The sequence below is a fragment of the Sphingomonas sp. genome (assembly GCF_965200135.1).
Taxonomy (GTDB): domain Bacteria; phylum Pseudomonadota; class Alphaproteobacteria; order Sphingomonadales; family Sphingomonadaceae; genus Sphingomonas.
In genome coordinates this window covers 557,176-583,353 of the sequence record NZ_CBDATK010000006.1, presented here as the reverse complement: position 1 = coordinate 583,353, position 26,178 = coordinate 557,176, and the positions used below count along the sequence as shown (strand labels likewise).

General features: G+C 67.3%; 22 protein-coding genes and 1 pseudogene. 10 read left to right on the top strand and 13 right to left on the bottom strand.

The window, feature by feature from the left end; all coding sequences use genetic code 11:
* Positions 1–107: 107 nt before the first annotated feature.
* Positions 108–695, top strand: a complete 588-nt coding sequence (locus ACOFKS_RS07580) for a cell wall hydrolase (protein WP_419808627.1) — start codon at positions 108–110, stop codon at positions 693–695.
* On the opposite strand, the gene ACOFKS_RS07575 is transcribed toward ACOFKS_RS07580, so the two are convergent.
* From ACOFKS_RS07575 to ACOFKS_RS07560, 4 genes are read right to left on the bottom strand one after another with little or no spacing between them, the layout of a single operon-like run.
* A complete protein-coding gene (locus ACOFKS_RS07575; protein WP_419808626.1) occupies positions 692–1,048 on the bottom strand; it encodes a hypothetical protein in 357 nt (118 codons plus the stop codon). The genes ACOFKS_RS07580 and ACOFKS_RS07575 overlap by 4 nt on opposite strands.
* Before the next feature lie 10 nt (positions 1,049–1,058).
* On the bottom strand, positions 1,059–2,465 hold the full coding sequence (locus ACOFKS_RS07570; protein ID WP_419808625.1) for an MBOAT family O-acyltransferase: 1,407 nt from the start codon (positions 2,463–2,465) through the stop codon (positions 1,059–1,061).
* Complete coding sequence (locus ACOFKS_RS07565; protein ID WP_419808624.1) at positions 2,465–3,691, bottom strand: GDSL-type esterase/lipase family protein; 1,227 nt, start codon at positions 3,689–3,691, stop codon at positions 2,465–2,467. Before ACOFKS_RS07565 ends, ACOFKS_RS07570 begins: the two co-directional genes overlap by 1 nt.
* Positions 3,688–4,569, bottom strand: coding sequence for a GDSL-type esterase/lipase family protein (locus ACOFKS_RS07560; RefSeq protein ID WP_419808623.1), 882 nt, complete (start codon positions 4,567–4,569; stop codon positions 3,688–3,690). The genes ACOFKS_RS07565 and ACOFKS_RS07560 overlap by 4 nt, the downstream gene beginning before the upstream one ends.
* A 197-nt stretch (positions 4,570–4,766) precedes the next feature.
* Here ACOFKS_RS07560 and ACOFKS_RS07555 point away from each other — a divergent pair, with 197 nt between their 5' ends.
* Positions 4,767–6,605, top strand: a complete 1,839-nt coding sequence (locus tag ACOFKS_RS07555; protein ID WP_419808622.1) for an AsmA family protein — start codon at positions 4,767–4,769, stop codon at positions 6,603–6,605.
* A 7-nt stretch (positions 6,606–6,612) separates the two neighbouring features.
* On the opposite strand, the gene ACOFKS_RS07550 is transcribed toward ACOFKS_RS07555, so the two are convergent.
* Both ACOFKS_RS07550 and ACOFKS_RS07545 read right to left on the bottom strand, forming a co-directional pair.
* Complete coding sequence (locus ACOFKS_RS07550) at positions 6,613–8,034, bottom strand: hypothetical protein (protein WP_419808621.1); 1,422 nt, start codon at positions 8,032–8,034, stop codon at positions 6,613–6,615.
* 27 nt (positions 8,035–8,061) lie between these two features.
* Complete coding sequence (locus tag ACOFKS_RS07545; protein WP_419808620.1) at positions 8,062–8,529, bottom strand: hypothetical protein; 468 nt, start codon at positions 8,527–8,529, stop codon at positions 8,062–8,064.
* A 134-nt stretch (positions 8,530–8,663) separates the two neighbouring features.
* Between ACOFKS_RS07545 and ACOFKS_RS07540 the strand changes: the two genes are divergently transcribed.
* Genes ACOFKS_RS07540 through ACOFKS_RS07520 form a run of 5 tightly spaced genes read left to right on the top strand, consistent with a single transcriptional unit; the run spans position 8,664 to position 14,594 of the window.
* The gene (locus tag ACOFKS_RS07540; RefSeq protein ID WP_419808619.1) at positions 8,664–9,221 is read left to right on the top strand and encodes a hypothetical protein; all 558 of its coding nucleotides are present in this window, start codon (positions 8,664–8,666) and stop codon (positions 9,219–9,221) included.
* Between the two features lie 3 nt (positions 9,222–9,224).
* Complete coding sequence (locus ACOFKS_RS07535; RefSeq protein ID WP_419808618.1) at positions 9,225–10,892, top strand: hypothetical protein; 1,668 nt, start codon at positions 9,225–9,227, stop codon at positions 10,890–10,892.
* Between the two features lie 37 nt (positions 10,893–10,929).
* Positions 10,930–12,075, top strand: coding sequence for an FHA domain-containing protein (locus ACOFKS_RS07530; RefSeq protein WP_419808617.1), 1,146 nt, complete (start codon positions 10,930–10,932; stop codon positions 12,073–12,075).
* Entirely contained in the window at positions 12,072–13,631 is a 1,560-nt protein-coding gene (locus tag ACOFKS_RS07525; protein ID WP_419808616.1) for a serine/threonine-protein kinase, read from the top strand. Before ACOFKS_RS07530 ends, ACOFKS_RS07525 begins: the two co-directional genes overlap by 4 nt.
* A 27-nt stretch (positions 13,632–13,658) precedes the next feature.
* Positions 13,659–14,594 carry a C1 family peptidase gene (locus ACOFKS_RS07520; RefSeq protein WP_419808615.1) on the top strand — a complete coding sequence of 312 codons (936 nt, stop codon included), beginning with the start codon at positions 13,659–13,661 and terminating at the stop codon, positions 14,592–14,594.
* Here the strand turns inward: ACOFKS_RS07520 and ACOFKS_RS07515 are convergent.
* The 4 genes and pseudogenes from ACOFKS_RS07515 to ACOFKS_RS07500 all read right to left on the bottom strand — a co-directional run bounded on the left by ACOFKS_RS07515 (position 14,539) and on the right by ACOFKS_RS07500 (position 18,821).
* Positions 14,539–15,909 carry a PepSY-associated TM helix domain-containing protein gene (locus ACOFKS_RS07515; protein ID WP_419808614.1) on the bottom strand — a complete coding sequence of 457 codons (1,371 nt, stop codon included), beginning with the start codon at positions 15,907–15,909 and terminating at the stop codon, positions 14,539–14,541. The genes ACOFKS_RS07520 and ACOFKS_RS07515 overlap by 56 nt on opposite strands.
* A 3-nt stretch (positions 15,910–15,912) precedes the next feature.
* Positions 15,913–16,740: a TonB-dependent receptor domain-containing protein gene (locus ACOFKS_RS07510; protein WP_419808613.1), complete on the bottom strand. Its 828-nt coding sequence runs from the start codon at positions 16,738–16,740 to the stop codon at positions 15,913–15,915.
* Between the two features lie 1,024 nt (positions 16,741–17,764).
* Positions 17,765–18,256, bottom strand: a pseudogene (locus ACOFKS_RS07505) (TonB-dependent receptor plug domain-containing protein); the annotation flags it as partial.
* A gap of 91 nt (positions 18,257–18,347) precedes the next feature.
* Positions 18,348–18,821 carry a hypothetical protein gene (locus tag ACOFKS_RS07500; protein ID WP_419808612.1) on the bottom strand — a complete coding sequence of 158 codons (474 nt, stop codon included), beginning with the start codon at positions 18,819–18,821 and terminating at the stop codon, positions 18,348–18,350.
* Positions 18,822–18,972: 151 nt separating this feature from the next.
* Between ACOFKS_RS07500 and ACOFKS_RS07495 the strand changes: the two genes are divergently transcribed.
* Positions 18,973–20,142, top strand: coding sequence for a tyrosine-type recombinase/integrase (locus ACOFKS_RS07495; RefSeq protein WP_419808611.1), 1,170 nt, complete (start codon positions 18,973–18,975; stop codon positions 20,140–20,142).
* Between the two features lie 454 nt (positions 20,143–20,596).
* Entirely contained in the window at positions 20,597–21,583 is a 987-nt protein-coding gene (locus ACOFKS_RS07490; RefSeq protein ID WP_419808610.1) for a hypothetical protein, read from the top strand.
* A 363-nt stretch (positions 21,584–21,946) separates the two neighbouring features.
* On the opposite strand, the gene ACOFKS_RS07485 is transcribed toward ACOFKS_RS07490, so the two are convergent.
* From ACOFKS_RS07485 to ACOFKS_RS07475, 3 genes are all read right to left on the bottom strand, one after another.
* Positions 21,947–22,942, bottom strand: coding sequence for a rod shape-determining protein (locus ACOFKS_RS07485; protein ID WP_419808724.1), 996 nt, complete (start codon positions 22,940–22,942; stop codon positions 21,947–21,949).
* An 845-nt stretch (positions 22,943–23,787) separates the two neighbouring features.
* Positions 23,788–24,645 (bottom strand): hypothetical protein, encoded by an 858-nt coding sequence (locus tag ACOFKS_RS07480; protein ID WP_419808609.1) that lies wholly within the window; start codon positions 24,643–24,645, stop codon positions 23,788–23,790.
* Between the two features lie 411 nt (positions 24,646–25,056).
* On the bottom strand, positions 25,057–25,806 hold the full coding sequence (locus tag ACOFKS_RS07475; protein WP_419808608.1) for a LuxR family transcriptional regulator: 750 nt from the start codon (positions 25,804–25,806) through the stop codon (positions 25,057–25,059).
* A 137-nt stretch (positions 25,807–25,943) separates the two neighbouring features.
* On the opposite strand from ACOFKS_RS07475, the gene ACOFKS_RS07470 reads away from it, so the two are divergent.
* Entirely contained in the window at positions 25,944–26,141 is a 198-nt protein-coding gene (locus ACOFKS_RS07470; RefSeq protein WP_419808607.1) for a transcriptional regulator domain-containing protein, read from the top strand.
* The last annotated feature ends 37 nt before the right edge of the window (positions 26,142–26,178 follow it).

Here is a 26,178-nt window from a genome sequence, read left to right as displayed (position 1 = left end):
AAGGAAAGGGTGCCGGCGAGACGTGGGGACTTCGGCGATCGCCTTTATCTCAGTTGCCGCGTTCGGTCGCGGTCGCTCGGACGCCTCGCGCATAGTTTTGGCAGCAAGTGACTCTTCATTTCCGTTCCTACCTCGGTGCCGCCCTGTCGATCGCGACGGTGGTGACACCGGCGACGCTGGCTTCTTCCACGAGCGCCCAGGTTCTCCAGACCCGGATCGAGCCGCTGCCGGAGGCGGCGACCGATTCTTCCGTTCTTCCCGCCGCGCCGGTGACCGTCGCCGACGCCGGGATCGCCGCCGTCGCCTCCGATGACGCCGCTGCGACCGCCGATGACACTCCCGACGCCCGTCAGGTCGAGTGCATCGCCAAGATCATCATGCACGAAGCGGCCTATGAGCCCCGGTCCGGCCGTGTCGCCGTCGCGCAGGTCGTCCGCACCCGCATCCGCAGCGGCCGCTTCGCCGCCGATGCGTGCGGCGTGGCACGCCAACGCGGGCAGTTCTTCGACGTCGACGCCTTCCGGCCCTCGCGCGACGGCACGGCCTGGGCCGACGCGGTGGCGATCGCCGCCGAGACGCTGCGCGGCGATGGCGAGGAGGTGGTGCCCGGCGCGCTGTTCTTCCATGCCGCCTATTCCCCGATGCCCGGCCGCGTGCGTGTCGGCCAGATCGGCGGGCACGTCTTCTACCGTTAATCCCCTGCGGCGGCGGCGCCCTGCTCGCCGGGCTGCTCGCTGCCGAACCGCGCCGCGCGGACGCGGCTCCACCGGGCGTGCAGCTGCGCGCGCGGGGCGTCCAGTCCCGCCGCCTCCGTCGTCCGCGTCCAGCCACCGATCGGTCGCCTTAGCCACTCGGTGGCACGGCTCGGCACCAGTTCGTCGAACCAGCCGGTGACGGCGTGCGCGTTGAACAGCAGCAGCAGCGCCGTCGCGGTGGCGATCGTCGTCGTCTGCCAGCGCCATGGTGCGCGCGTATCGATTGGGTTGGTGACGATCAGGACGGGCGAACCGACATCGGCGATCACGCCCTGATCCGCGCTGGTCGTCATTGCCGCCCCCTCAGAACCGGTAGTAGATGAACGGCGCGATCCCCGCCGGGCGCATCGCGTCGACGACCAGCACCGTCGCGCCGAGCGCCAGTCCCAGCACCGGCGCCGGCCAATGGCGCAGCCGCGTCGCCAGCCGCGGCAGCCAATGCGCGGGCAGGAAGTTGATCCCGATGCCGAGCGCGACCAGCCCGAGCGACAGCGGCGTCACCAGCGTGTTGCGGAAATCCAGCGCCGCCAGTCCCGCGAAGAACCCGGTCGCATCGGCGAAGGTCGGCGCGCGGAAGAAGATCCAGCCGATCAGCACGATGTGAAAGGTGACGAACACCGCCGCCCACACCGGCAGCGGTCGCCACCAGCGCGGCCGTTCGGTCCGCCAGACCCGCTCCCAGCACTGCACCGCGCCGTGCCACCCGCCCCAGATGATGAAGTTCCAGCTGGCGCCGTGCCACAGCCCGCCCAGCACCATCGTCAGCATCAGGTTACGGCATACGAACGCGGTGCCGCCGCGACTGCCGCCGAGCGGGATGTAGAGGTAATCGCGCAGCCAGCTCGACAGGCTGATATGCCAGCGCCGCCAGAAGTCCTGCAGCGATCGCGCGCGGTAGGGCTGGTCGAAATTACGCGGAAAAGTGTAGCCGAGCAGCGCGGCGATGCCGATCGCCATGTCGGTATAGGCCGAGAAATCGCAGAAGATCTGCACCGCATAGCCATAGGCGCCGATCAGCAGGTCGAAGCTGGACCGCGCGGAGGGATCGAAAAAGGCGGGATCGACCAGCGCGCTCGCCAGCTCGGACGCGATCACCGTCTTCTTGAACAGCCCCCACACGATCAGCAGCAGCCCCGCCGTCGCGCGCCCGCGATTGGCGCGCGGCGCGGTCGCGAACTGCGGCAGCAGGTCCGACGCGCGCACGATCGGGCCGGCGACCAGATGCGGGAAGAACGACATCAGCAGCGTCAGGTCGAGCAGCCCGGCGGCGGGCACCTTGCCGCGATGGACGTCGACCAGATACGATATTGCCTGGAACGTGAAGAACGAGATGCCGACCGGCAGCAGCGCGGTGAGCAGCGGCACGTCGCGCGCCAGCCCGATCAGCCCGAGCAGGTCGGCGAGCTGTTCGGAGAAAAATCCGACATATTTGAAGAAGCCCAGCACCGTGAGGTTCGCGACCACGCCCAACGTCACCAGCCCCCTTCGCACCCCCGGTTTGGGCGAGGCCACGATGGCGCGGGCGAGCGCCCAGTTGACCACCGCCGAGGCGATCAGCAACGCGACGAAGCGGCCGTCCCACGCACCGTAGAAGAACCAGCTGGCGAGCAGCAGCGCGATCTTGCGCCATTCGTTCGATAGCTGGAGCGACCAGGCGACCGCGTATACGACGAGGAAGAACAGCCCGAAGCCGAGCGTCGGAAACAGCATCAGCGATCCGTCGACAGGTCGGCGGCGGCGCGGTCGAGGTCCGCCTGTAGCAACCGCGCGACGGTGGCTCCGCCCGCCGAGGTGAAGTGGACGCGGTCTGGGCGCATCAGCGGCGGGATCGCGGTGGACCAGGCGAGCGCGGTGCAGGCCCCGCCCATCGCGCGGCCCCAATCCCAGAAGGCGAGCCCCTCTTCATGCGCGATCTGACGCTGGATCGCCTGCACCGTCACCAGCGCGGCGGTGGCGCGCCATTCGGGCGTGGTGCTGGCCGGACAGAGCGGCGACACGCCGTCCTCGCTCGTCTGCAATGCGACTTGCTTGGTGGCGCTGTCGGGGGCGCCGATCAGCAGGATCGGGACGCCGGGCAGCAGCCGCTTCAATCGCGTGACGCCCGCGCGCAGGCGCACCGAATATTCCGCCGCCGAAAAGCGCGGCATGAACGCCTCGTTGGTGCCGAACGCGACCACCAGCAGGTCGGGTTTGTAAGCCGCGATCTCGGTCGCGATCACCGCCTCGTCCATCCGCGTCGCGTGGATGAACTGTGCGCCGACGGTGCCCAGGTTCGACAGGATCACCCCCGGCGTCGCACGCTCGGTCGACCATGAGGTGACCGTCACCGGGCCGCTCGCGGTCAGCCCGGCGGTGGTGGCGAAGCCGGTCGCGTCCAGCGTCTGGCAACGGCTGCCCGGCCTAGCGGCGTCGAGCGACATCGTCGCTTGGTCGGCACCGAGGTCGAGCGTCAGCGTTCCCGCGCCCGGCCCGGTCAGGGCGCAGACGGTGAAACGATCGAACCCGCCGCGATCCGCCGCGATCGACAGCCGCTCGCCCGCCACGCCGGGCGCGGAGAAGCTGTAGCCGCCGATCCCGATCGGCGGTGCGCCGGTGCTGCGATAGGCGGGGCCGAAGATGCCCGACACCGTCCAGCCCGGCCCTTGCGCGGCGGTGACGTCGCGGGTGAGATAGCCCTGATACGGTCGCCCCGGCGCCAGCACGCCGCGCCCGGCATTGCCGTAGCGTGCCTGCAACGCCGCCCGCCATGCGCCGGTGATCTGATCGCCGGCGGTGTGGCTGTCGCCGATCTGGATGATCCGCACCGTGCGGCCGTCGCGGCGGAGATGCGCGAGCTTGTCGAAATAGGGCTTCAGCCGGCGCGCGTCGCAGATCGAGGTGCAGTCGGCGGGCAGGCCCGCCGCCGCCTGCGCCAGCATCATCGCCAGCGCGATCACGAACGTGGGGTTCCGGTCGGAGCAGGCGCGGGGCGCCCGGCGGCGCGGCGGACACGCGCGTCATAGACCCGCACCCGCGCGGCGAGCGGGGTGACCAGCCGGGCATAGCCGATGCCGTTCATGTGCAGTCCGTCCGATTCACGCACCAGCTGCAGCTTGCCCGACTTCGGATCGGCGAGATGCGCGTTGTAATGCCCGGTCGGATCCAGCGACGTCGCGCGCGAGTCTAGGAACGGCACGCCGAGCCGCCGCATATGGTCGGCGAACAGTGCGTCCAACTGCTGCAACTGCGTGTCCATCGTCGCGTCGCGCACCACCGGCAGGCCGACCCAATAAACGACGGCGCCGGTCGCGCGGACCTCCTTCACGAAAGCGTCGACCCGCTCGCCGACGATGCGCCGCCATTCGGGGCCGAGCAGCGGGTAGACATCGTTGCCCTTCCACATCGGATTGAGGTCGTTCGCCCCGAAACAGATCACCGCCACGTCGATCGGCTCGGCACGGACCTGTTCGCGCGCGCGCTGCGTCAGGTCGAGGCGATAGTAGCGGGTGAAGCCGGTCGCCTCCTTGCTGAATTGCAGCACGTCATAGCCTTCGCCTGGCGGGAGCAGGCGATACATCGCGCTCCACACGCCGTTGCCGAAGCTGTCGCCGAACACTCCCACCCGCAGCCGTCCGGTCGCGGCGACGCGGCGCACGACCTGTGGCGGGAGACCGGCGTCGCGTTCCGGCGTCCCGGTCGACACCAGGGCGGTCGGCGTCGCGGGCGCGGTCGGCGCGGCGACCTCGGGCGCGGCGGGCGTGCCGCCGCCGAACGAGAGCCCGATCGCGAACCCCGCGACCACGCCGACCGCCAGGACCGCCGTGCGATCCGCCACCAATCCGATTCCACGAAGCGCCATCGCGGGCGCACCTGTCACGCCGGGTGCGGCTTTTCAATCGGCGTCATGCCGTTGGACGCGATCCGTACCTGTCGAATCCGACCGTTGTCGCGCCGTCGGGCCGGCGATACCGCCGGGCAGGGTCGCGGAACGACCAGCAAAGTGAGGCGGAGTTGAGCCAGAGCGGCCATGACGTGCCCGACAGGCGTCGCTACGGTCGCTCGGCGCTGATCGGGGCGGTCGCGTTGCCGCTGACCGTCTGGACGATGCTGGCGATCGGCGTGCCGACGCCGTTGAAGGGGTGGGTCGATCGGCGGGCAAGCGCCGCGCTCGGCCGCGCGGTGACCATCGACGGGTCGCTGCGGGTCGTGCTGACCCCATGGGGCATCGACATCACCGCGCGGGACGTGCGCGTCGGCAACCCGATCTGGGCGCGCGAGCCGGCGCTGCTGCGCGTCGCGATGGTCGCGGCGCATCGATCGATGTTCGACATGCTGACCGCGCGTCCGGGGCTGGAAGCGATATCCCTCACCGACGGCATCGTGACCCTGGAGCGGTCCGCCGATGGACGCCGTACGAACTGGCCCGAGCGCGTGGGCGATCCGCTGTTCGACGTGGCGCGCGCGCGGGTGGTCACCGCCGATCGGGTGCAGGTGACGTATCGCGACGACCACGCCGGGACGACCGCGACGCTGGCGTTGCTGGCCCGCGCTGGTGGTACGATCTTCACCGGGGTCGTGCGCGCGGCAGGCCGTCCGTTCGGAGTGGCGGGCGAGGTCCGCAACGCGGCCGGCGGACCGGCGCGGCTGCGGCTGGCGGCGTGGAGCGGCGGCGACCGGCTGGGCGCGGAAGCGGAGGCCGCGCGCCCGCTGGGTCTGGTCCGCTCGCGCCTGATGGTATTCGCGGCGGGACCGGACACCGCGCCGCTCGCCGCGCTGGCGGGGCTGAAGCTGGCGGCGGTGGGTGACTATGCCGTGTCGGCGCGCGCGTCGCGACGAAACGGCGTCTGGCGCTTCGGCCATATCGCGGGTCGTGCCGGACGGACGGACCTCGCCGGGTCGCTGACGGTGTGGCAACAGGCGGGCCGGCCGCAGGTCGTCGCCCGCCTGTCCTCACGCGCGCTGCACCTCGACGATGCGGCCCGGCTTTTCGGCGTCGGCCTCGCGAGCGACGGCGCGTCGCGGCTGCTGCCCGATGCGGCCTTTTCCCCCGCCGCACTGGGCGCGTTCGACGCGACGATCGACCTGACCGCCGAGCGCGTGGTCGGCCTCGCCCGCGCCGCCGGGCCGGCATCGATGCGGCTGGCGATGCGGCGCGGTGTGCTGGTGCTGTCGCCGGTGCGGGTCGCGATGGACGGGGGCTTCGTGTCGTCGGACGTCCTGGTCGACTCGCGCCGCCTGCCGGTGGTGGCGCGCTACGACATCCGCCTGTCGCCGACGCCGATGGGACGGCTGCTGCCCGGTTGGGGCGTCGCGCCGGCGGGCACGACCGCGATGGCGCGGGGTCGCATCCTGCTGACCGGGCGCGGCATGTCGGTGCGCGAGACGCTGGCGACCGCCACCGGGCGGATCGCGCTGGTGCTGCCCGCCGGCCAAGTGCGCGTCGCGCGGGCCAGCGGGTCGGCGCTCGATCTCGACGGCCTCGACGCCGCGATCTTCGGCGAGAACGGCGAGAGCGCGGCGATCAACTGCGGCGCGATCGCCTTTACCGTGCGCGATGGCGTCGGGACGACCGACCCGCTGCTGATCGACACCGCCGCGCATGTGCTGAGCGGGCAGGGGTCGATCGACCTGCGCGAAGAGCGGCTCGACCTGCGCCTGGCGGCGGGCAGCAAGAGCTTCTCGCTGTTCGGCCGGCCCAATCCGGTGACGATCGGCGGGACGTGGCGCGATCCGGTTGTGGCGCGCGAGCCGACGCCGTGGCTGCGCCCGGCGACGCTGCTGGGGCTGGAGTTCAGCGTGCCGGACCTGCACGCGCTGTTCCGCTTCGTCGATCCCGGCGGCACGCAGCCGGCGGCGTGCCCGACGAACTGACGCGGCGTCAGCGGATCGCGGTGATCGACAGCGAGGTCGGCAGCTGGTCGGCGGACTTGTTGAGATTGAGCAGCTGCTGCACCAGCGCGATCACCTGCAGGCCCCGGCTGCTCTCGCCCCCGGCGCTGCCGCACCGGTTCGCGTCGTCGCCCTCCGCTTCGACGGGCACGAACATGCGCCGCCCGAGGAAACGCGTGCTGACCGCCGCGTCGGCGTCGCCTTCGTTCACCTTGAGGATCCAGCGCATCCGCCGGAGCGGCCGGGCGGTGGTCGCGCCGCATTGCGTCAGGAAATATTCGCGCGGGATCTGGTACGCGGTCTGCCCGGCGCGGAGATATTCGCCGAGGAAGTAGATCACGTCCTGAACCGAGCGGAAATGCACCTCCAGCGTGACGTCGTGCCGGTCGGTGACGGGCACGCCGGGCGAGCGCCCGAGGTAGCGGGCGTTGAACCCGCCGTCGGTATCCGCCGCACCACCCAGCAGCGTGAACTGTTCGGGGTCGAGCAGCGCCGTGCCGGGCAGCACGGGGATGCCGTTCCGCACCTCGCCGACGGCCAGCCCGGCGCCGGGATGCGCGCGCTTCCACGCCGCCTTGCTCCCGGAGAAGTCGGCGCCGGTGCAGCGGTCGCGCCCACGCGTGAAGGTCACCGAATAGGACGAGTTGGTCCGCAGGCTCAGCCGGTTGGCGTCGAGCGCGACGCGCTCGTCGCGCACCAGATCGACGAAGTTGCGGATCGTCTCGACGCGCAGGCTGGGGTCGAGCGTCGGGAGGTCTTCGGGCTTGAACACGTCGGCGGCGCGCCCGAGCTGATAGCGATCGTCGATCCGCTGCGACCGCAGCACGAAGTTGCAGACGATGCTCTGGAACCCATAGGCGTCGTCGGGATCGTTAAAGATCGACGCCAGTCGCCGCCGGCTCTGCTTGTCGACCACGTCCAGCCGCTCGACGAACAGCGCCATCAACAGTTCGTCGCGCCAGCCGGCGTCGAGATAATAGGCGATCAGCTCGCCGTTGACCGAGCGTTGCAGCCCGCGCTGGAACTTGTCGGTTTCCAGCACCGCCGCGCGAAAGCTCGGCCGGGTGACGACGCTGCCGCTGAGGCCGGGCGCGATGCTGGTCGCGCCGTCTGCCTCGCCCGACCCGGTCGGCACGCCGCCCGCGCCGAAGTTGCGCGTCGCGGCGGTGCCGGGAAAGGTCGCGCCCAACGAAGCGCCGACCGAGATCTGCGCGTCGCCGTTGACCTCGGTCACGGCGGTGAAGTGGAGCGGGTAGCGATAGCGCGCGCGCAGGATGTTGCGGAGCGTCAGCTCGTCCTCGGTGCGCGCCACCATCTGATCGTGGTCGACCGCGACCCGCTGCAACTGCGGCGCGAAGGCGCAGGCCGACGTCGCGAGCGCCGTCGCGACCGAGATCAGCTTCTTTCCCATCCTGCTTCTCCCCCCAGAGATGCGGCGCTACGGCCCGGTCGCGCCGACGTCGAAGTCGCGTCGCGCCGCGATGATCGTGACCACCATGCCCGCCAGCGCGTCGAGCAGGACGATCATCGTGATGAGGAAAAAGGCGGAACTGGCAAAGCTCGGCAGCAGCAGGAACTCGACCAGGCAGACGATGAACAGCCCCAGCGACAGCATGTGATTGACGATCGCGGCCGAGCCGGTGTGCGCCGACTTGATGACCTCGGCGAGCAGGCAGCCGACCGACAGCAGCAGCAACAGGTCGCCCCAGGCCAGCGACAGCGTCGATCCCGACAGCATCGGGATCGCCAGCGCCTCGCCGTGCAGCGTGTTGAGCAACGTCGGCGTCGTGCCGCCGGGCGGGGGCGCGGCCGAGACGGCGGCCATGATGTCGTAGAAGAGGATCGGGATCAGCAGCAGCGGAAACAGCGCGAGCCCGACCATCCCCTTCCTCGGCGCGACCTGCATACCCCTGTCCTCCGGCCCCCGACACGGTGCGGCGCGCGACCCTCGCATTGCGCCCGCCGCGCGAGAACCTCTCGAATCCGATAGGTGTGACGGCGGAGCGACCGACCTATCCTGCCCCATCGAAGGGGTTGACCATGCCGAACGTCCAGGATGTCATCGACAGCATACCGCCCGATGCGTGGCCGCTGATCGATACGCTGTTCAAGATCACGGTCGTGGTGACGCTGGTCTGGCTGTTCCTGGCGCTCGTCGCCTGGTGGCGGCGTCACGCCTACAACCTGACGATCGCCTCGACCGCGAGCCGCTCCCGGAACGCGCAGCCCGATTTCCTCCATGTCGATCAAAAGGCGCGGGCGGCGGCGATCGAACGCGGCGAGGCGCACGAGGACGACTTGGACACGCGCGAACGGGCGGAGGCGGCGGCGCTGGCGGCGGCGAAGCATCCGGTCACGATCGGCGAGCGGCTGGCGTCGGCGGCGGCGTTCCTGATGTCCGTATTTACGCTGCTGACGGTGCTGATCGGCGCGGTCGGGCAGGTCGGCTCGATGAGCGCCACCTTCAAGCAGCTGTCGAGCACGGAGAAGATGCAGAAGATCATCACTGACCATTGGATCGCCGCGCTGATGGCCGTCCTGGTGATCGCCTGGCACGTCTACAAGTTTCTGCACGAGCGCAAATGGAAGGGGGCGTAAGCCATGGAGTCGAGCCCACTCGTTCTGACCGATCCAAACCTGCTGGCGGAGTTCGTCCGCGAGTCCGAGTTCAAGACCTTCTTCGAGAAGCGTTTCGCATCGCCGCCCGACCTTGCGGCGCTGCTGTTCCGCGACGGCGCGCTCATCAACAGCTTCAAGGGCGCTCAGTTCTCGGTCGGCGGGCTGTGGGAGAACATCAAGGGCGTGATCGGCGGGTCGCATCACTATGCGATCATGCTGGCCGACCTGAAACCGTTCCAGGTCCAGTTCGCCGTCAAGGGCGTCAGCAAGGACACCGTCGAGATCGCGGGCACCGCAACGCTGGAGCTGCAGCTCGATCCGGACAAGCCGACCAACGTCCTGGGCCTGATGAGCGGCGTGTCGCGACAGCAGACCGTCGAGTCGAAGGACGGCGCCGTCGCCGGCGGGCGCAAGGCGCTGTCGCGTTTCGACGTGCTGGAACGGATCGAGCCGCAGTTCCGCGACCGCGTGTTCGAGGCGGTGATCGGTCGTCACGACGCGGGCGAAATCCGCGGCAATCGCGGGCTGCAGGATCAGATCCAGGCCGACATGATGACCGAGGCGCAGCGGATCTGCGGCGACCTGGGTCTGATGGTGCGTAACGGCTCGATCCAGTGGGCGATGAACGCGGTCGAGCGCGAGCAGCTGGAAAAGGCGGAGATCGAGCGGCAGCAGGCCGGGCTGGATTATCAGCTCGACCTGATGAAGCGCGCGGTGGCGCGACAGGCGGACGCGACCGAGGTCAGGATCACCAGCCAGACCGATCTGACCAAGCTGCAACAGGCGAGCGCCGACGAGCTGGCGCTGATGGTGCTGAACAGCGAGGTCAGCTTCACCGACGCGCGCGAGGCGGCGGCGCGGCGGCAGGAAGCCGAGGCGCTCCAGCACGAGATCGGCATCCTGCGGACCGAGCGGGCGGGCAAGTTCGAGAACCAGCTTGCCGAGGCCGGCCAGCAGATCGACCTGACCGGCGAACGCGCGCGGTTGCGCGTCGTCGAACGCGACATCGACTCGCTCGATCGCCGCCACACCGCCGAGATGCGGAAGCTGGAGGCGCTGACCGACGTCGACATCGACGAGGCGCAGGTCGGATCGAAGCAGAGCCAGACGCGCGGCTGGCAGACGATCGCGCAGGAAAATCTCGCCGGCGTCGGCAAGATCGAGCAGGATCTCGAAGACCGGAAAGCCGATCGCGGCATCAAGGTCGAGACGGCGGGCGCGGCGAACCGGATCAGCGTCATGGATGCCGAGGCGCGCAATCGCGTCGATCAGATGGGCGCCGCCGCCGGCATGACGCCCGAGCAGATCATGGCGATCACCGCGAGCTATTCGGAGACCGCCGCGAACGCCAAGATCGAGGAGGCCAAGGCGCGCGCCGCCGGCGGCGAACAGCTGGGGCAGGTCGTCAGGCAGATGGCGAACGACATGCGCGAGGAGCGCGCGACCAGCCGCGAGCACGAACATCGCATGCTCGAAACCGGGATGAAGGGCGCGACGGGCGTCGCCTATGGCGCGGGCGGTGCGCGCGAGCAGGGCGATCATGGGCTGGGCGGCACCGACGGTGCGACCACCGAATGCCCGAAATGCGGCAAGGTGCTGTCGGCCAAGGCGAACTTCTGCGGCGGCTGCGGCCACCAGATGCGGACATGACGCGGGCGGCGCGGGGGCGGGCCGGCTGATGGTGGCGATGCGGCGCCTGCGTAGCCCGCGCGACTGCTGTTTCGACAGCGTCCGTGCCGATCCGGCGGCACTGTTCTGCGCGACGTGCGGACAGCCGCTGGCGCGGTGCATGGCGCATGCCGACTGCGGCGGGCTGGTCGGCGAGGACGGGCTCTGCCACGTCTGCGTCGCGCCGCATCTTCAGATCATTCCCGGCGCGACGATGAACGCGCCGATCGGCGGCTCGGTCGCGCTGCCGTTCGACCTCTACAACTCGTCGACGGTCGATCGACCGCTGCTCGTCACCGGGCTGTGGAGCCGCGAGAAGGGGGAGTGGCGCAAGGAGCGGCTTGGCTGGGAACAGCTCGACCCGAACACGCGCGCGCCCGCATCGGTGATCGCGCGCGAGTTCGACCGTGCCGGCCTGCACGAGATCGAGATCATGTGGGCGGTCGCCACCCGCTGGCGATCGCGCGAGGAGAACTTCGCGTTTTCGACGCGCGTGCTGCTCAATATCGCCGGCGACAAGGACGAGAAGGGCCCGGTGGTGCAGATCTCCAGCGAGAACGAGATGAACGGCAACGTCATCCAGATCACCGACAACAGCGGCCGCACCGGCAAGGACGACGGCAAGGTCGTGTCGGCGATCGACATGAACATCCAGCGGCTGGACCTGGAAGAACGCCGGCTGGGCCTGCGCGGGATGGGCGAGGACCTGCGCGTGCTGCGGTCGGCGACCTTCGCGTTCCGGGGCTATGGCGACAAGGAAGCGCCGGCGTCGGGCCTGCCGGTGCTGACCAGCGACGCGGTGCTCGCGTTCGGGCGGTCGCGCACGCGGGCAGACGGCGGCGACAACGACGTGCGGCTGCTGGTCACCGATCGTGGCGGCAAGCTGGACGAGGAGCTGTCGCAGATGATCTCGCGTCGGCATTTCGAGCTTTACGTCGAGAACGACCGGCTGATGCTGCGCGTCACCGGATCGAACGGGATCAGGGTCAACGGCCAGCCGCAGGCCGCCAATGCGACCGTCCGGCTTAACGACGGCGACGTGATCGCCCCGGTCGCGAAGGCGGCGGACGCGCTGGCGCTGAGCGTCCGTTTCACCCGCGAGTTCGATCAGGTCTGCACCGTCACCCTGGCGCGAGAACCCGCCGTCACCGGAGCGTCCGCATGACCACCTGCCCCCATTGCGGCGCCGACAATCCGTCGGGCAACGCCTTTTGCGAAAAGTGCGGCAAGCCCGTCGCGGCGCCGACGGTGGGACCGACGCTGCGGACGATGAGCGATCTCCAGACGATCGGCGGCGATCCGACGCAACGCCGCGTCTGGTCCAACGACGCGACGATGGCGCCCGGCACCGTCTTCGCCGAGCGCTACACGATCGAGTCGCTGCTCGGCAGCGGCGGCATGGGCGTCGTCTATCGCGCGAAGGACCGGATCGGCAATCGCGAGGTGGCGCTGAAGCTGATCCGCCCGGACCGGCTGGACGGTGCGGGCGCGGTCGACCGGCTGATCGCGGAAGGCGTGCTGACGCAGGACATCCGCCACAAGAACGTCGTCGCGGTCTATCACGTCGATCAGCTCGCCGGTCAGCCGTTCATGGCGATGGAGTTCGTCAACGGCGTCTCCCTGCGCGAATGGCATCGCAAGCTGCTGAACGCGCGCAAGGACATCGCCATGGCGGTGGCGGCGCGGATCATCGCGGAGGTGCTGAACGGGCTGGAGGTCGCGCACGCGATGGGCATCGTCCATCGCGACCTGAAGCCCGAGAACATCATGCTGACCAGCGAACCGACGGCGGAGGCGGTGTCGCTGAAGCTGCTCGATTTCGGCATCGCGCGCGTGGTCGGCGGCGGCACGACCGACAGCGGCAGCACGGGGCTGGGCACCCCGCGCTACATGGCACCCGAACAGATCACCAACCCGGACAGCGCCACCCCGGCCGCGGACTTCTATTCGCTGTCGACGATCTTCTACGAGCTGCTGGTCGACGTGTTGCCGACCGGCGGCTGGCAACCGCCGTCGAGCGGGCGGCCGGACGTGCCGCAGGGCATCGACGCGCTGATCCAGTCGGGGCTCCAGAACCGCCCCGCCAGCCGCCCGCAGAGCGTCGCCGACTATCGGCAGCGGCTGAACGCGGCGTTCGGCGGCGGCGTCCAGCGACAACAGCAGGTGAACAATCTGGTCGGCGGTGATTCGGTGCCCCGTGCGCCGGCGGCGGGCGTGCCGATGTGGGCGAAGATCAGCGGCGGCGTCCTAGGCGGGCTGCTGTTGCTCGGTGGCATCGGCGCGGCGATCGACGGCGCAAAACAGGAACCTCAGGCCAACACCATGCATCGGAACGACGATGGCGGCATCGTCGTTGAGAATAGCGTCACTGGCATCGTCGGGAAGGATGACGATGCGCCGATACTCGACTATTCAAGGCTCAACGGGCCGTGGATCGACCCTGCCGGAGCCGAGTTCAACGTCCGATTCGATGCGAACGGCAGCTTCGGCGGCGATGGTATCGCCGGCGGTGTGCCGACGAAGATCGAGGGCCGCTTCAGCGGAGCCGAGGCCAGCTTCACGCTGTCGGACGGCCAGAGCGGTCGGCTTTATTGGGCCAACGAGGGCCATGTGAACTACGACAGGAATACCCCTGCCGGATTGCGGCAAGGCTGTTTCCACATCAATCATCAGCCCACGACACCGTGCCCGGCACAGTCGCTCCGCATCACTGGAAATTGACCTGTCGCCGGACAGAGGAGACGCATCATGACGGATAGTTGGAACGGCCGCCCGCTCGACGGTTGCCTGTTCGAAGGCGCGCCGGCGGCGGCACCCATGCTGACGTTGGCGGGCGGCGGCGACCTGCCGCGCCGCGTCGACCTGCGCCCGCATTGCTCGCCCGTCGAGGACCAGCGCCAGACCAACAGCTGCGTCGCCAACGCGATCGTCGGCGCGCTGGAGCTGCATCAGCGCAAGGCCGGGATGGCGCCCGTCGATATGTCGCGGCTGTTCCTTTACTGGAACGCGCGCAGCATCACCAAGAACGAGGCCAACGACAACGGCAGCTTCATCCATCACGGCATGGCCGCCGTGCTCGCCTTCGGGGTGTGCGAGGAGCGGATGTGGCCGTTCGAGGAAGCGATGGTCAGGGCGCAGCCGACCGACGCCTGCTTCAAGAACGCCACCTCCTATGAAGCGATCCAGTTCGCCCGCACCCCGCGCGGCGAACCGGCGATGGCGGCGCTGGCGCAGGGGCTGCCGGTCGCGTTCGGCATCGTCCTGCCGAGCGAATGCTATCAGGTGGCGGGTCAGACCGGGACGGTGCCGAACCCGGAGACGATCCAGGTCAATTCCGCGCCCAGCGGGCACGCGATGCTGATCGTCGGCTACGACCTCGAGGAGAAGGTCTATATCGTCCGCAACAGCTGGGGCGCCGGTTACGGCCAGAACGGCTACCTCAACATCCCCTTCGAGGTGATGGAGCGCCATGCCCATCCCGACCAGTTCTGGACGATCGGCGCGATCGAGCAGTCTAAGGGGCTGGGCATGTTCGGTCCATCGGTGGCGGAGAGCGTCGAGAAGGTCGCCGGTGGCATGATGAGCAACGAGGCGCTCGACCGGCTGCGCGGCGAATTGCGCGGGTCGCTCAACAATCGCCTGGAGACCTCGCGGCAGGGCTTCGCGCGGCGCCTGCGCGAATAGGCGACAGGCCGAGCCAGACGCGAACCTCCGGCAACCGCCGGAGCAGCAGCCGTTCGAGCGCCAGCACGACCAGCAGGCTGAGGCCGAACAGCGGCAGCGCGACGGCGAGCAGGCCGATCGACACGGCGGCCGGCCATGACGTGACACGGTCGCGATCGGCCGGCGCGCCAAGGCTGCCGCTTGGGCGTCGTCGCCACCACAGCACGACGCCGCTGATCGACAACAGCATCAGCCCGAGCGCGGTGAGCAGGTTGACGAGCTGATTGAGCCAGCCGAACAGTTGCCCCTCGTGCAGCGCGACGCCATAGCCGACCAGACGATCGATCGGCCGACGCTGCGCGAAGTCGGTGCGGGTCAGCACCCGCCCGCTCGCGCCGTCGAGCGTCAGGTCGGTGCGGCGCGGCCGGTCGGCGGCGTCCGACTTGGCGGTCCACGGCTCGCCCGCGCCGGTTGGCGGCGCGATCAGCACGGGTGCCGCGAGATCGAGCGGGCGCAGCGTCGCGATCAGCCGGTCGAGCGGCGCATAGGACATCGCCGGGTGCGCCATCCGCATGCCGCCATGCTCGGCGTGCGCGTCCGCCATCGCCGCCGTGCCGGCCCCGCCGCTGCCGATCGTCCAGTCCTGCCGACCCGCCGATCCTTCCGCGACGGTCCGGATCGCCTTGAGGTAGCTGCCCCAGCTCTTCGCCCAGGGCAGGCCCGACACGAGCAGCAGCAGCGCCATCGCCGAGACCCAGAACCCGGTCACGCCATGCAGGTCGCGCCAGAAACGCCGCCCGCCGGCGGACAGGCGCGGATAGACGACGCCGGCCAAGCCGCCGCCGCGCGGCCACCACAGCACCAGGCCGGTCAGGATCATCACGATCGTCCACGACGCGGCGAGCTCGACCACATAGGAGCCGACATCGCCCGCCAGCAGCTCGCCGTGGAGCCGGAACACGATCCGCATCAGCCGGTCCTGTTCGCCCACCGTCTTGAGCACCGCGAGCGTGCCCGGATGCACGTAGACCCGCGTCTCGCGGCCCGCCTGCCCGACGATGACCTGGACCGCCTGCTCGGGCGTGTCGGGCAGCTGATAGCGGTGCAGCGTCGCGCCGGGCACCGCCGCGACCGCCGCCGCGACCTGATCCGCCGCCGACCGGCGCGGGGCGGCGGCGGGGATGACGTGCGCGTAGGGCCGGTCGATCAGCGCCTCGATCTGCGGACGGAACAGGTAGATCGATCCGGTCAGCGCCAGCCACAGCACGAACGGGATGCAGAACAGCCCGGCGTAGAAGTGCCAGCGGCGGATGGTGAGGAGACTGGGCCAGCGCATCGCTCAGAACCTCGACTTCACGCCGGCGTACACCGTGCGTGGCTGACCGGCGTAGATCGAGCCCGTCGCGCTCCTCAGCACCGCCTCGCCATTGGGCACGCCGGAGCCGGCGGCGATGCCGTCCGACACGATCGATGCGGAGCCGATATAGGTCCGGTCGAACAGGTTCTGGACGCTCGCGAACAGGCTCAGCCGCGACCACCAGCCGTCGCCGCGCAGCGGGTCGTAATGGAGATTCAGGTTGACCAGCGTGATGCCGGGCACGCGCAGCAGATTGGCGTTGTCGATGAAATAACGCTGCCGATAGGTCACCTCCCCGAATGCGCCGAGTCCGGCCAGCCCGCCCGCCGGATGGTCATAGCCGACCCGCGCGTTGACGAAGGTCGGGATCACGCCGGGAATGGCATTGCCCGCCCGGTCCAGCACCACCGAGGTCGGGCCGGCCGTCAGCCGCTCGCGGAAATCGGTATAATACTGGTCGTTGTAGCTGTAGCTCGCCTGCACCCGTGCGCCCGGCAGCGCCGCCGGCAACGGTCGCCAGTCGAGCCCGATCTCGATGCCGCGATGCCGCGACCGTGGGACGTTCGAGGTATAGGTCTGGAGGTTGACGCCCGCCGACTGGCTGACCAGCTCGTTGCGGAACCACTCCTGATAGCCGGTTACCTCCGCCTTGAGGTCGTCGCCCAGCGTCAGCTCCGCGCCGAGATCGACGCCGGTGTTCCGCTGCGTCCGCAGATCGACGTTGTTGCCGAAGGTGCCTTGCGGCGTGACGAACAGCTGCCCCGCCTGCGGAATGCCGAAGCCAATCCCGATCCGGGCATGGAGCCGCACCGGGGCGACGGGCGTCCAGAAACAGCGCCGCCTCCGGCGCGACGTTCCAGAACGTGCGCCGTGCGGGGATCAGCGTCAGCACCGGGCTGCCGCCGATCGGATAGGCAAAGGCGGTCTGGCGGACGGCGAGGAGCGACCGCTCGCCGCTCGCCCCCGCGATCAGCTGCAGCGTCGGCCGCAGCGACAGTTCGGCGCGCGCGCGGACGCCATAGTTGCGGACATCGCCGAACACGGTCTGCGCCAGCGCGCCGAACCCGTCGCGGCCGGCGGGTGTCTTGTTGAAGCTGTAGCTCTGGTTGTCGAGGTAGTTGTAGAACAGTTGGGCGAAGCCGGTCAGCGCCATGCCGCCGACCGTGCTCCGGTTCGTCACGTCCGAGGTGATGTTGTAGCTGTCGAGCGTGCCCTTGAACGGGGTGGCGCTGGTCGGCTGATTGACGACGCGGCTGTCGAAGGTCGCCTGCGTGCGCCACGTCGTGCTCGCCCCGAAGTCGTGTTCGTAGCGGGTGCCGACGATGGTGCGGCGGTCGTTGCGCGCGAGGTCGCCCTCTGCCGCGGTTTGCGCGATACGCGCGCCGTTGGTGCCGTTGACCAGCACCGCGATCGTGCCGCAGCCGGGTGCCGCATCGGCGGCGCGTTCGCAACCCTGCTGATAGGGGTTCGCCAGATACTGGTTGTAGGACAGCCGCGTCGACAGGCGGAACTCGCCCTCGTTATAGATCACCTTGGCCGCGACCCGATCGCGGTCGCCGAGCGCGAAGGTGGCGTAGGCGTTGATCGTGCCGGTCCGGTAGCCGGTGTGCCCGGTCGCGCCGTCGCCGCCGACCAGGCTGCCGAACAGCGCATAGTCGTAGCGCGGACCGGCATGGCCGATCGTGGCGTAGACATTGGCATAGCCGTCCCCGCCGACGTCGGTGCCGATCTCCACGCCCTGAATGTCGCGCCCGCGCCGGGTGCGGAAGTTGACCGCGCCGCCGAGCGCATAATTGCCGTACCGCGCCGACGACGGCCCGCGCACCACGTCGACCGCGCCATAGGCATGCGGGTCGGTGAGGTCGAAGCGCGCGAGCCCGTCGGGCTGCGTGACCGGAAAGTCGTCCTCGAACACCTGGATGTTGCGCGCGCCGAACGCGTTGCGCGCGTTGGAGCCACGGATCGACACGCCGACGTCGCGCGGGCCATTGCCCTGGATCACCGCGATGCCGGGCGCGAGCTTGACGATGTCGGCGATCGTCGTCGCGGGCGTGTTGCGGAACGCGCCGTCGTCGACGGTGGTGACGGTCTGACCGGTGACCCGTGTCGTCAGCGACAGCGCCCGGCCGGTGACGACGACGTCGTCGGGCGAGAGGTCCGGGGCGGCCGGCAGGTCGGTTCGGGTGGCGTCGAGCGCCCGAAGCTCGGCGTCGATCGCGGCGCGCTGGCGCAGCAGCTCGGCACGGCGGTCCGGGACAGTTTGGGCGGCGGCGGGAGAGACGGCGACGGCCGTGACGCACAGCGCCGCGAAGAGATTGGGGGACATGACAATTCCTGATCGGTCCGGACGCGCACGCGCCGAAGGCTCGCCCGATGCGGGCGAGGACAGCCGGACGGTGCCGGCGGGACGGTCGGGATCAGGCGGTGAGCGGCGGCGCGCGCAGCGGCGGGCGCAGGCGGCCGGGCGGGGCGGGCAGGACGAGCGCGACCGCACGCGCGGCGAGGAGAAAGGCGAACAGGACCGCCGCCGCCAGCAGCACGGGTGCGACCGAGCCGAGCGCGGTGAGCCCCAAGCCCGAATAGGCGCACGGCATCTCCGCCTTGCCATGCTCGCCGCCGGCCGGTTGGTCGTGATGCATCCCCGCCATCGCATGAGCGGCGACGGTCGGCATGGTGCCGGGACAGATCTGCAACGTCACGCGGCCGTGGTCGGTGACCGGCATGAACCCCACCGGCACGAGCAGCCGCGCCGCCAGCGTGCAGGCCATCAGCACCGCGAACCAGTGGGAGCGGGCGGCGATCAGGAGGCGAAGCGAGGTGACGGGCCGCTCCTGCCGAGCCGGGGAAGGTCGCGCCTTCGTCCCCGCGTCGCTGGTGACCCCTACGGGCACTGTTCTGAAATTCCAGTCACCATCAGAACGTCTCAACCTATTGATCTGCAAGCGAGTTGTGGAAAAACTACGGACCAGCATGTCCCACAGTTTCTCTGCAAATCCGGATCAAGATGTGGGACGCGATGTGGGACTTCAGAACGAGGTCACAATGCCGCTTACTACGCTCAAGGTTCGCCATGCTGGCCCCGGCAGGCACGCCGATAGCCATGGACTGTATCTCCTCGTCCGCGACAGCGGAACTCGCTCGTGGGTGCTGCGAATGCAGCATGAGGGACAGCGTCGGGACTTCGGCTTGGGAGCAGCGCACGACGTACCGCTATCGGAGGCACGCATCCTTGCTGCCAACCTGCGTAAGGCGGTTCGCTCCGGAGCAGATCCGTCTGCGAAGCGGCGCGATGCGCGCAAGTTGACGCCAAACTTCGAGCGCGTGACGCGCGATTGCTACGACGCGATGAAGGGTGGCTGGAAAGACCAGCGCCATGTTTCGTGGCTTGCTAGCTTTGAGCGCCATGTCTTTCCCAAGATTGGCACGAAGACCGTTACCGCGATCGACGGCGCCGCGGTGCTTGCCGTGCTGGAACCGATCTGGCTGACTAGGCCGGATACCGCCAAGCGGGTGCTTCAGCGGATCGGCACCGTCCTCGACTATGCACACATCAAGGGATTGGTGCCGGAGGAGGTGTCGCTACGCTCGGTCATGCGCGGGCTGCCGCGTCAAACGCGGAAGGTAACCCATCGCGCTGCGATGCCATACGTCGAGGCCCCCGCATTCATGGAAGCGCTCATGCTTCTCCCGCCAACTCTGGGGCGAGATGCGCTCAAGCTGACTATGCTGACTGCGGTTCGGTCAGGGGAAGCACGACGCGCCATGTGGGGTGAGTTTGACCTGACCAAGGCAGTCTGGTCGATACCAGCATCGCGGATGAAGATGAAGGAGGTACATATTGTGCCGCTCGCGCCCGCAGCGGTGACGCTTTTACGGGCGCTGCGGACACGCCATTTGGAATTGCACGGCGAGGTGAAGTCAGAAAGCCTATTGTTCAGTGCGAGGGACGATAAACCGATCAGCGACATGACCATGCTCAAGGTGCTGCGTGACATGATGATCAGCAACGCAACGGTCCATGGCTTCCGCAGCACCTTCGCCGACTGGGCGGCCGAGAGCACGAGGGTGCCCAAGGAAGTGGTGGAGAGGGCGCTGGCGCATCAGATTCCAAACGCGGTGGAGGCTGCATACCGGCGAACAGATTTCTTCGATAAACGGCGCGGCCTCATGATCTCTTGGGCACGTTTCCTGATGAAGTGGCCAGCACGCTGATATGGCGAGAGCTGGGCCGGTAGCGGACCATCCGGTTTCGGCGTCCTCGACTGCGGGTGCGGACGTGCGGCTTGCGCCAACATGGCGGCCGTTGGGAGCCGGAGTGAGCTTCCTGCTGCTGCGGTCGGTTCAGCATAGCCTGTCGCCCGCTTATTGATTTGAAGGAATCGGCAAAAACGACGGGAGTTCGGCAAACCGAACGATCGGCTTTTCGATCGGGCAATATCGAAGCTTCCCGACAGAGATTGTCACCAGGCTCATGATACAAACGTCGATGAGAGGGCACCACTGACCGAGGGAGCAAATAGCGGGCCACGCTTCTGCAGTGGCATCCTCACTACTAGCGTGCTCAATTGGTAGTCGTGCAAAGCTCTGCCGTTTGTTAGCTGCTGTCAGCGCGAGCGACCGCAAACGCTGCTCGTTACAAGAACGACGATCTCGTTGGGGATGGAATTTGACTATCGCGATTGCATGGGTGCGGAGGATCACGGATTGCGAGGAACTGGTCTTCACGACCGACAGCCGCTTGTCTGGCACCGCTTTCGATTTCGACGCCTGCCCGAAGGTACTTCCCCTGCCGCGGAGTGATTGCGCGATCGCCTTCGCCGGCGAAACCGACCACGCCTACCCGATGATGCATCAGGTCGCGGCAGCATTCGACGCTCATGCGCCCCTCCGCCGCAGATCAATGGATTTGCCAGCAGCGAAGACCCATGCCCTGAAGGTCATTGACGCTATGGGAGCCGCTATCCGACCGTCACCTCTCATACATGGCGTTCCCGACGCGCAGCCAAGCCCCGCCGCAGAGTTTCTGTTTGGAGGGTATTCTTGGGTTCGCAAGGAATTCCTGCTCTGGACGATTAAATATAGCAGCCGTGAGAAGCGACATCTGGCTCAGCCGGCCCCCTGGATTGGCATCGATACGATCACAGGCCGGGTCGGCTTGAGGAAGCGCCGCGCGCGTAACTTTCGACCGATAGGGCAGGTCGCGATAGCGGGCGACCAAGCGCCGAAGGCCCGTGAAGAGTTGGCCAACCTGATCAAGACCAAGGTCGACGCATCCTCGTTCGGGAAGCTGGATTTCGAGCCATTCGAAGTGGTTCGTGACATGCTTAGAGACCCGTCGAAGGCGCATACTATCGGCGGCCCGCCGCAGGTCGTAAAAGTTTACCAGTACTCGGACTGTGTCCCCCTGGGAGTGTGGTGGCCCGACAGAGGCGCCGGGAGTCCTCATTTGCAAGGACGGAAATGCTTCGGATACGAGCGGACAGAACGATTCTTCCTTGACCCCGATACGCTAATCAGCTCGCGCCTGCCGGAACCGAGGCCGGATGACCGGCCCCCCGAAAGTCAAGCTACGGGTGCGACCGTACACCAGGATGACAATACTGCGTGGTTGCCGACCGACGCCGCCGGCAAGCGGTCGTTCGGTTTAATGTGACCAGATCAGAAACTGCCATCGGTCATCGGCCTTGTCTATCACGATTGGGCCGGTTGCAGAATGCTAGCTGTTGCGGCGCTTCACGGCGAAATCGGACATTACTTCGGTCAGGATTCGCGCCTTCTCGATTTGGACCGACAGCGGTGAGGCGGCTTCCGACATCGGATCGAGAGCGAGGACTGAGGGCGCATTTCTACGGTGTTTGGAGTGCCTTGAGTTGGCGGGCCCCTCTAGGCTGAAACGATTGACATTGTCGTGAGGTCGATGGGCTCGGCGTCGGATAGTCGCGCCCCTGGTCGCACGATGCTGTGCCTAGATCTTGCCTGTCTAATATAAATCGCCCGCGGGCAGCGTCGTGACCGGTTATTTCAGCAGCGGACGCCAGATCTCCTCATCGAGGATGCGTGCCAAGCCGATGGTCACACACTGCGTGGGATCGTCGGCCACCCGGACCCACAAGCCGGTTTCATTGCGCAGCAGATCTTCCAGCCCTTGGAGCAGGGCCCCGCCGCCGGTGAGCACAATCCCTTGTTCGACGATGTCGCCGGCTAATTCCGGTGCGGTATTCTCCAGCGCGATCCGCACGCCCTCGAGGATCGTGCCGACAGGTTCAGCGATCGCCTCGGCGATCTGACCCTGGTTCATCTCGATTTCCTTCGGTACACCATTGACCAGATCGCGCCCCTTCACGCGCGCCAGCGCACCGATCCCATCGGCCGGCCGTAGCGCACTGCCGATCTCGCGCTTCAGCTGCTCCGCGCTGCGCAAGCCGATCAGCAGATTGTGCGACCGTCGAACATAATTGACGATCGCCTCATCCATCATATCGCCACCGACGCGGACAGACGTCGTATAGGCAAGGCCGCTAAGCGCAACGAGGGCGATCTCAGTGGTACCGCCTCCGACCTGCACGATCATCGACCCGACCGGCTGGTTCACTGGCAGCCCAGCGCCGATCGCCGCGGCGAGCGGCGCCTCGACTAGCCATGTATTGCTTGCCCCCGCTTTCCTAGCGGCGTCCTGGAGCGAGCGTCGTTCGACACTGGTGCTCCCGCAGGGAATGCAGATGACGAGGTCGAGCGGGCGTCGCACCAGGCCAACGGGGCGGATCCTCCGGATCACTCCGCCAAGCATCATCACCGCGGCGTCAAGGTCGACGATCACCCCGTCGCGCAGCGGCCGGATTACCTCGACATTTTCCGGCGTGCGATCGAGTGCACGCTTCGCCTCATCGCCCACCGCGAATACCTTGCGGATGCCATTGCGACGTTCCACTGCGATTACCGACGGTTCAGAAAGCACCACCCCGCGGCCCCGCGCATGGACACGAATGTTGTTAGTTCCGAGGTCCATGGCCATTTCCTGAACCAGCCCGAACAGTCGCGAGCGGGGCTTGCGGCCGCCGCCACCCACAGATGCTACGGCGTCGGGCTCGGGCGGGGGCGGCGTCTCATCTCGCGGTTCGACGGCAGCAGGCGCAGACGGCGGCTCGAGCATCTCGATCCCAAGCCCGAGCGACCGTCCGAACCGAGCTATAGCGGCGCGAACGTCCTCGAACAAACTGCCCGTCGAGACGCGCCGGAGCGTTTCGCCATCGAGCACGATATGAAAATTCTGCTCATTGATCGGCACGGTGTCGAAGCCGACCCCGGCACCGAACGGCACCGGGTCGCCGAATCGGTGGAGGCACCGGCGGACCGCCAGGGCGACGCCAGGCTGGATCACGACGTCCCGGAAATTGCGCTCGCCCGTCCTCTCACCGAGCGCGCGGTGCAGAAAGGTGCGGGCGGCCGCCGACATCCTTGGCGTGTCGACCGCCTCGGCAGCGAGGCCGAGATCGAGAAACGTCAGCGGCGCCGCAACAGCAATCTCGACGTGCTGATCGGCGAGCGCTTCATAAATCTCGCGCGTCGTTCCGACCAGCGCGCGATCGTCCCAGAGGAAGATGTCGAGCCAATGATCGCCGGCGGACACGTTTCTGCGACGATCGAGCGGCGTGGCATTAGGGCCGTTGAGTACCTCGAATTCGGCAATCGCCGAGCTGTGATCCCCGTCGATCTCAGGAACGGCGCGATAACAAGCATTGCCGATCAGGTCGGCCCGCTCATAGGTCGGAAACGCGAACCCGCGATCGGTCAGTGATATATAGCCCGCCAGCTGCATGCATGTTGCCGGCTTCGCGCCCTCTTGCTTCACCGCTTCCATTAGACATCGAGCCCGTTTTCGGCGTACCAGACGCGGGCCAGTCGTAAAAGATCGCGCTGAAATTCCGCCGGGGCGCGGTTGGGCTGCCAGTCATAGGTTTCGATCATCGCCCCCGTAGCTTTTAGAGCATCGAGCGCCTGGCCGAAGCGGTCCTGGGACTCGAGTAGCTGCTTGGGGATGATCGTCAGGAGCACATTGCCCGCAAGGTCGATGGCATCGGCGCTCGCCAGTTCGAGCGTGGCGGCGCGCATATCGTGCTCTGGGTCGCCTGGCACGCCGAGCCGGGCGATCGCAACATAACCGGTTGCTACGCTGTCCGCAGGGCTAAGTTCGGTCGACAGATGGTGGCGGAGCATGCCGTCATAATATGCCGCAGTGCTGCCGAACGCCCAGCCGATGAAGCCGACCGCGGCTTCATGACTCGTCTCGAGTTCATAATCCTCAAGCGGTACCAGCCGGTTGGCGCGCGCCTTGAACGCGCCGGTCGCGGCACCGCCGGTGTCGAAAGGGTAGACATGATAGGGTGCCGGCACGGCCTCAGGCTTGAGAATGAAGGCGACGGGAAAATAGTCGAGGAAATCGGATTTTTCGCGGTCGAACTTGCCGAGATAGGCCGGTTTTAGCACGAAGAAATACGCCAGACTCTTGGCAAACACCTCGCACAGCTTGGTCGTCAGCTTGGCGGTCTCGACAATCCGCCGCGCGGCATGGACGTGGGTGACGTGGACGATCGGCAGCCGGTCCGCCCCGGCCAGGCGCGAAAAATAGCGTCGCAATGGACGGTCGAAATCATACTCGTCGACCCGACGCGGCAGCCCGCTCGCCCATGTCCGTATCTTGCGGTTACGCTGCGTCATCCAACCTCCAGGTGTAGACGTTGACGCAGGCTTCGGCGCGTCGCAACGGCAGGACGCAGCTGGCCCCAATTTTTATGCGATATCCGGCGAACTTGTTGGAAAAAAACCTGCCGGGATTTTACTCGCGTTTATTGATCTCTTTCCGCAGGTACCGACACGACCTGTCTTCGAGCCAACGATGTCCACCGAACGCGTCCTATGGGTTAGAGCTGGTCAACGGACACGCGGCGCGCGCTAAGGGCGGTATTATCTCAACTCTTGCTTAGCCCGCTGCGTTACCTAATTCGAACGACAGCTGTTGAGCTCATGCTGATACGCTCAAACGGCAACTATGGGGCGCAATGCCCCGATTCGCCTGATTATTCCGTTACTCTGATGACGGCTCGCTGGGCCGGGCCCTAAAGGGTAATTTTAACACGCTAGGATTTCGTCAAAACTCAGCGTCCGATCAGCTAGCGCACGGACTGCAAGTGATGTTCTTTTCTCGGCACCATATTTTTCCCGGGCAGCTTTGAGATGGCGGGTCACTGTTTCCTCGCCGACACAGAGGATGCGGCTGATCTCCCAATCGCTCTTGCCGCGTGCCATCCATATCACGCATTCGCGCTGGCGTGCTGTAAGGGCGGGCGGATCCTCTGCGATCGGTCGCGCCGCAATCCAGAGATGCCTTGCGCGATTGAAAGCAAATGCGCCGACGAGCTGCGCCACGGGGAAATGCTCTGGAGCGACTGTCCGACCGGTAGGGGTCGCGAAGGTGCAAGAACCCAGCGCCTCTCCTGGGAGGCTCGCTGGGACAGCGAATCCGTCTTGAATGCCGTGGTCCCGACCCAACTCGATAAGCTGATGGTCCAGGGCCTTAAGTGGAATCATCGAGGGAATGCGCGACCACGGGAACCCTACATTCGTAACATTGCACGCCCGTCGCACGGGATCGCGCGCGCCCAAATCACTTTCATCATAGGTTCCGACCCAGTTGGCCGGGTAGTTATGCAGCCGGATAGAATGCGGAGCCAGTCGACCGAAGTCCGTGTGATGAGTAATGGCGAAATATTGAAAACCGAGATCATTAGTCGCTTCTGCCATTGCGCAGCCAAGCTCTCGAAGAGACTCGGAGCTGTCAATTACATCCAGAAGGCGTTCTACAGATTCGAATCTCATCATCGGAATTCCTCCTTTTCGAGGACTCAACCGGCTCGAGCATGCGCTTCAATCGAACAGGAATATAGCTCCCCCAAAGGGTTACATAGAGTCAAGCGGCGACCGCGTCTCAGTAGCCTTTTGGTTTGGCGAGCCGAGGGATGAAGGCGACCCGCCAAGATTGGCAGGATGCAAATACGTACAGCCGCTTGATCGGAATCGATCGCGCAGGGCTGATGTGGGAATGGCTTCGCCGTGATGCTGGATACGTAGCTTGGTTTCAGAGAGCAGGCAGTTTCGCTCAACACGTCGAGCCTCGTTTTCGCGACCCCGCTATTTGGGGGTTGCACTTTCGCTGAGGACCCCGACGTCATTGCACCCGACGCCCGGATCATC

Excerpts from the sequence above, each read along its gene's own strand:
- ACOFKS_RS07575 (WP_419808626.1), bottom strand. The coding sequence starts at position 1,048 with ATGACGACCAGCGCGGATCAGGGCGTGATCGCCGATGTCGGTTCGCCC.
- ACOFKS_RS07570 (WP_419808625.1), bottom strand. The coding sequence starts at position 2,465 with ATGCTGTTTCCGACGCTCGGCTTCGGGCTGTTCTTCCTCGTCGTATAC.
- ACOFKS_RS07550 (WP_419808621.1), bottom strand. The coding sequence starts at position 8,034 with ATGGGAAAGAAGCTGATCTCGGTCGCGACGGCGCTCGCGACGTCGGCC.
- ACOFKS_RS07545 (WP_419808620.1), bottom strand. The coding sequence starts at position 8,529 with ATGCAGGTCGCGCCGAGGAAGGGGATGGTCGGGCTCGCGCTGTTTCCG.
- ACOFKS_RS07540 (WP_419808619.1), top strand. The coding sequence starts at position 8,664 with ATGCCGAACGTCCAGGATGTCATCGACAGCATACCGCCCGATGCGTGG.
- ACOFKS_RS07535 (WP_419808618.1), top strand. The coding sequence starts at position 9,225 with ATGGAGTCGAGCCCACTCGTTCTGACCGATCCAAACCTGCTGGCGGAG.
- ACOFKS_RS07530 (WP_419808617.1), top strand. The coding sequence starts at position 10,930 with ATGCGGCGCCTGCGTAGCCCGCGCGACTGCTGTTTCGACAGCGTCCGT.
- ACOFKS_RS07525 (WP_419808616.1), top strand. The coding sequence starts at position 12,072 with ATGACCACCTGCCCCCATTGCGGCGCCGACAATCCGTCGGGCAACGCC.
- ACOFKS_RS07520 (WP_419808615.1), top strand. The coding sequence starts at position 13,659 with ATGACGGATAGTTGGAACGGCCGCCCGCTCGACGGTTGCCTGTTCGAA.
- ACOFKS_RS07515 (WP_419808614.1), bottom strand. The coding sequence starts at position 15,909 with ATGCGCTGGCCCAGTCTCCTCACCATCCGCCGCTGGCACTTCTACGCC.
- ACOFKS_RS07495 (WP_419808611.1), top strand. The coding sequence starts at position 18,973 with ATGCCGCTTACTACGCTCAAGGTTCGCCATGCTGGCCCCGGCAGGCAC.
- ACOFKS_RS07485 (WP_419808724.1), bottom strand. The coding sequence starts at position 22,942 with ATGGCCATGGACCTCGGAACTAACAACATTCGTGTCCATGCGCGGGGC.
- ACOFKS_RS07480 (WP_419808609.1), bottom strand. The coding sequence starts at position 24,645 with ATGACGCAGCGTAACCGCAAGATACGGACATGGGCGAGCGGGCTGCCG.
- ACOFKS_RS07475 (WP_419808608.1), bottom strand. The coding sequence starts at position 25,806 with ATGATGAGATTCGAATCTGTAGAACGCCTTCTGGATGTAATTGACAGC.
- ACOFKS_RS07470 (WP_419808607.1), top strand. The coding sequence starts at position 25,944 with ATGAAGGCGACCCGCCAAGATTGGCAGGATGCAAATACGTACAGCCGC.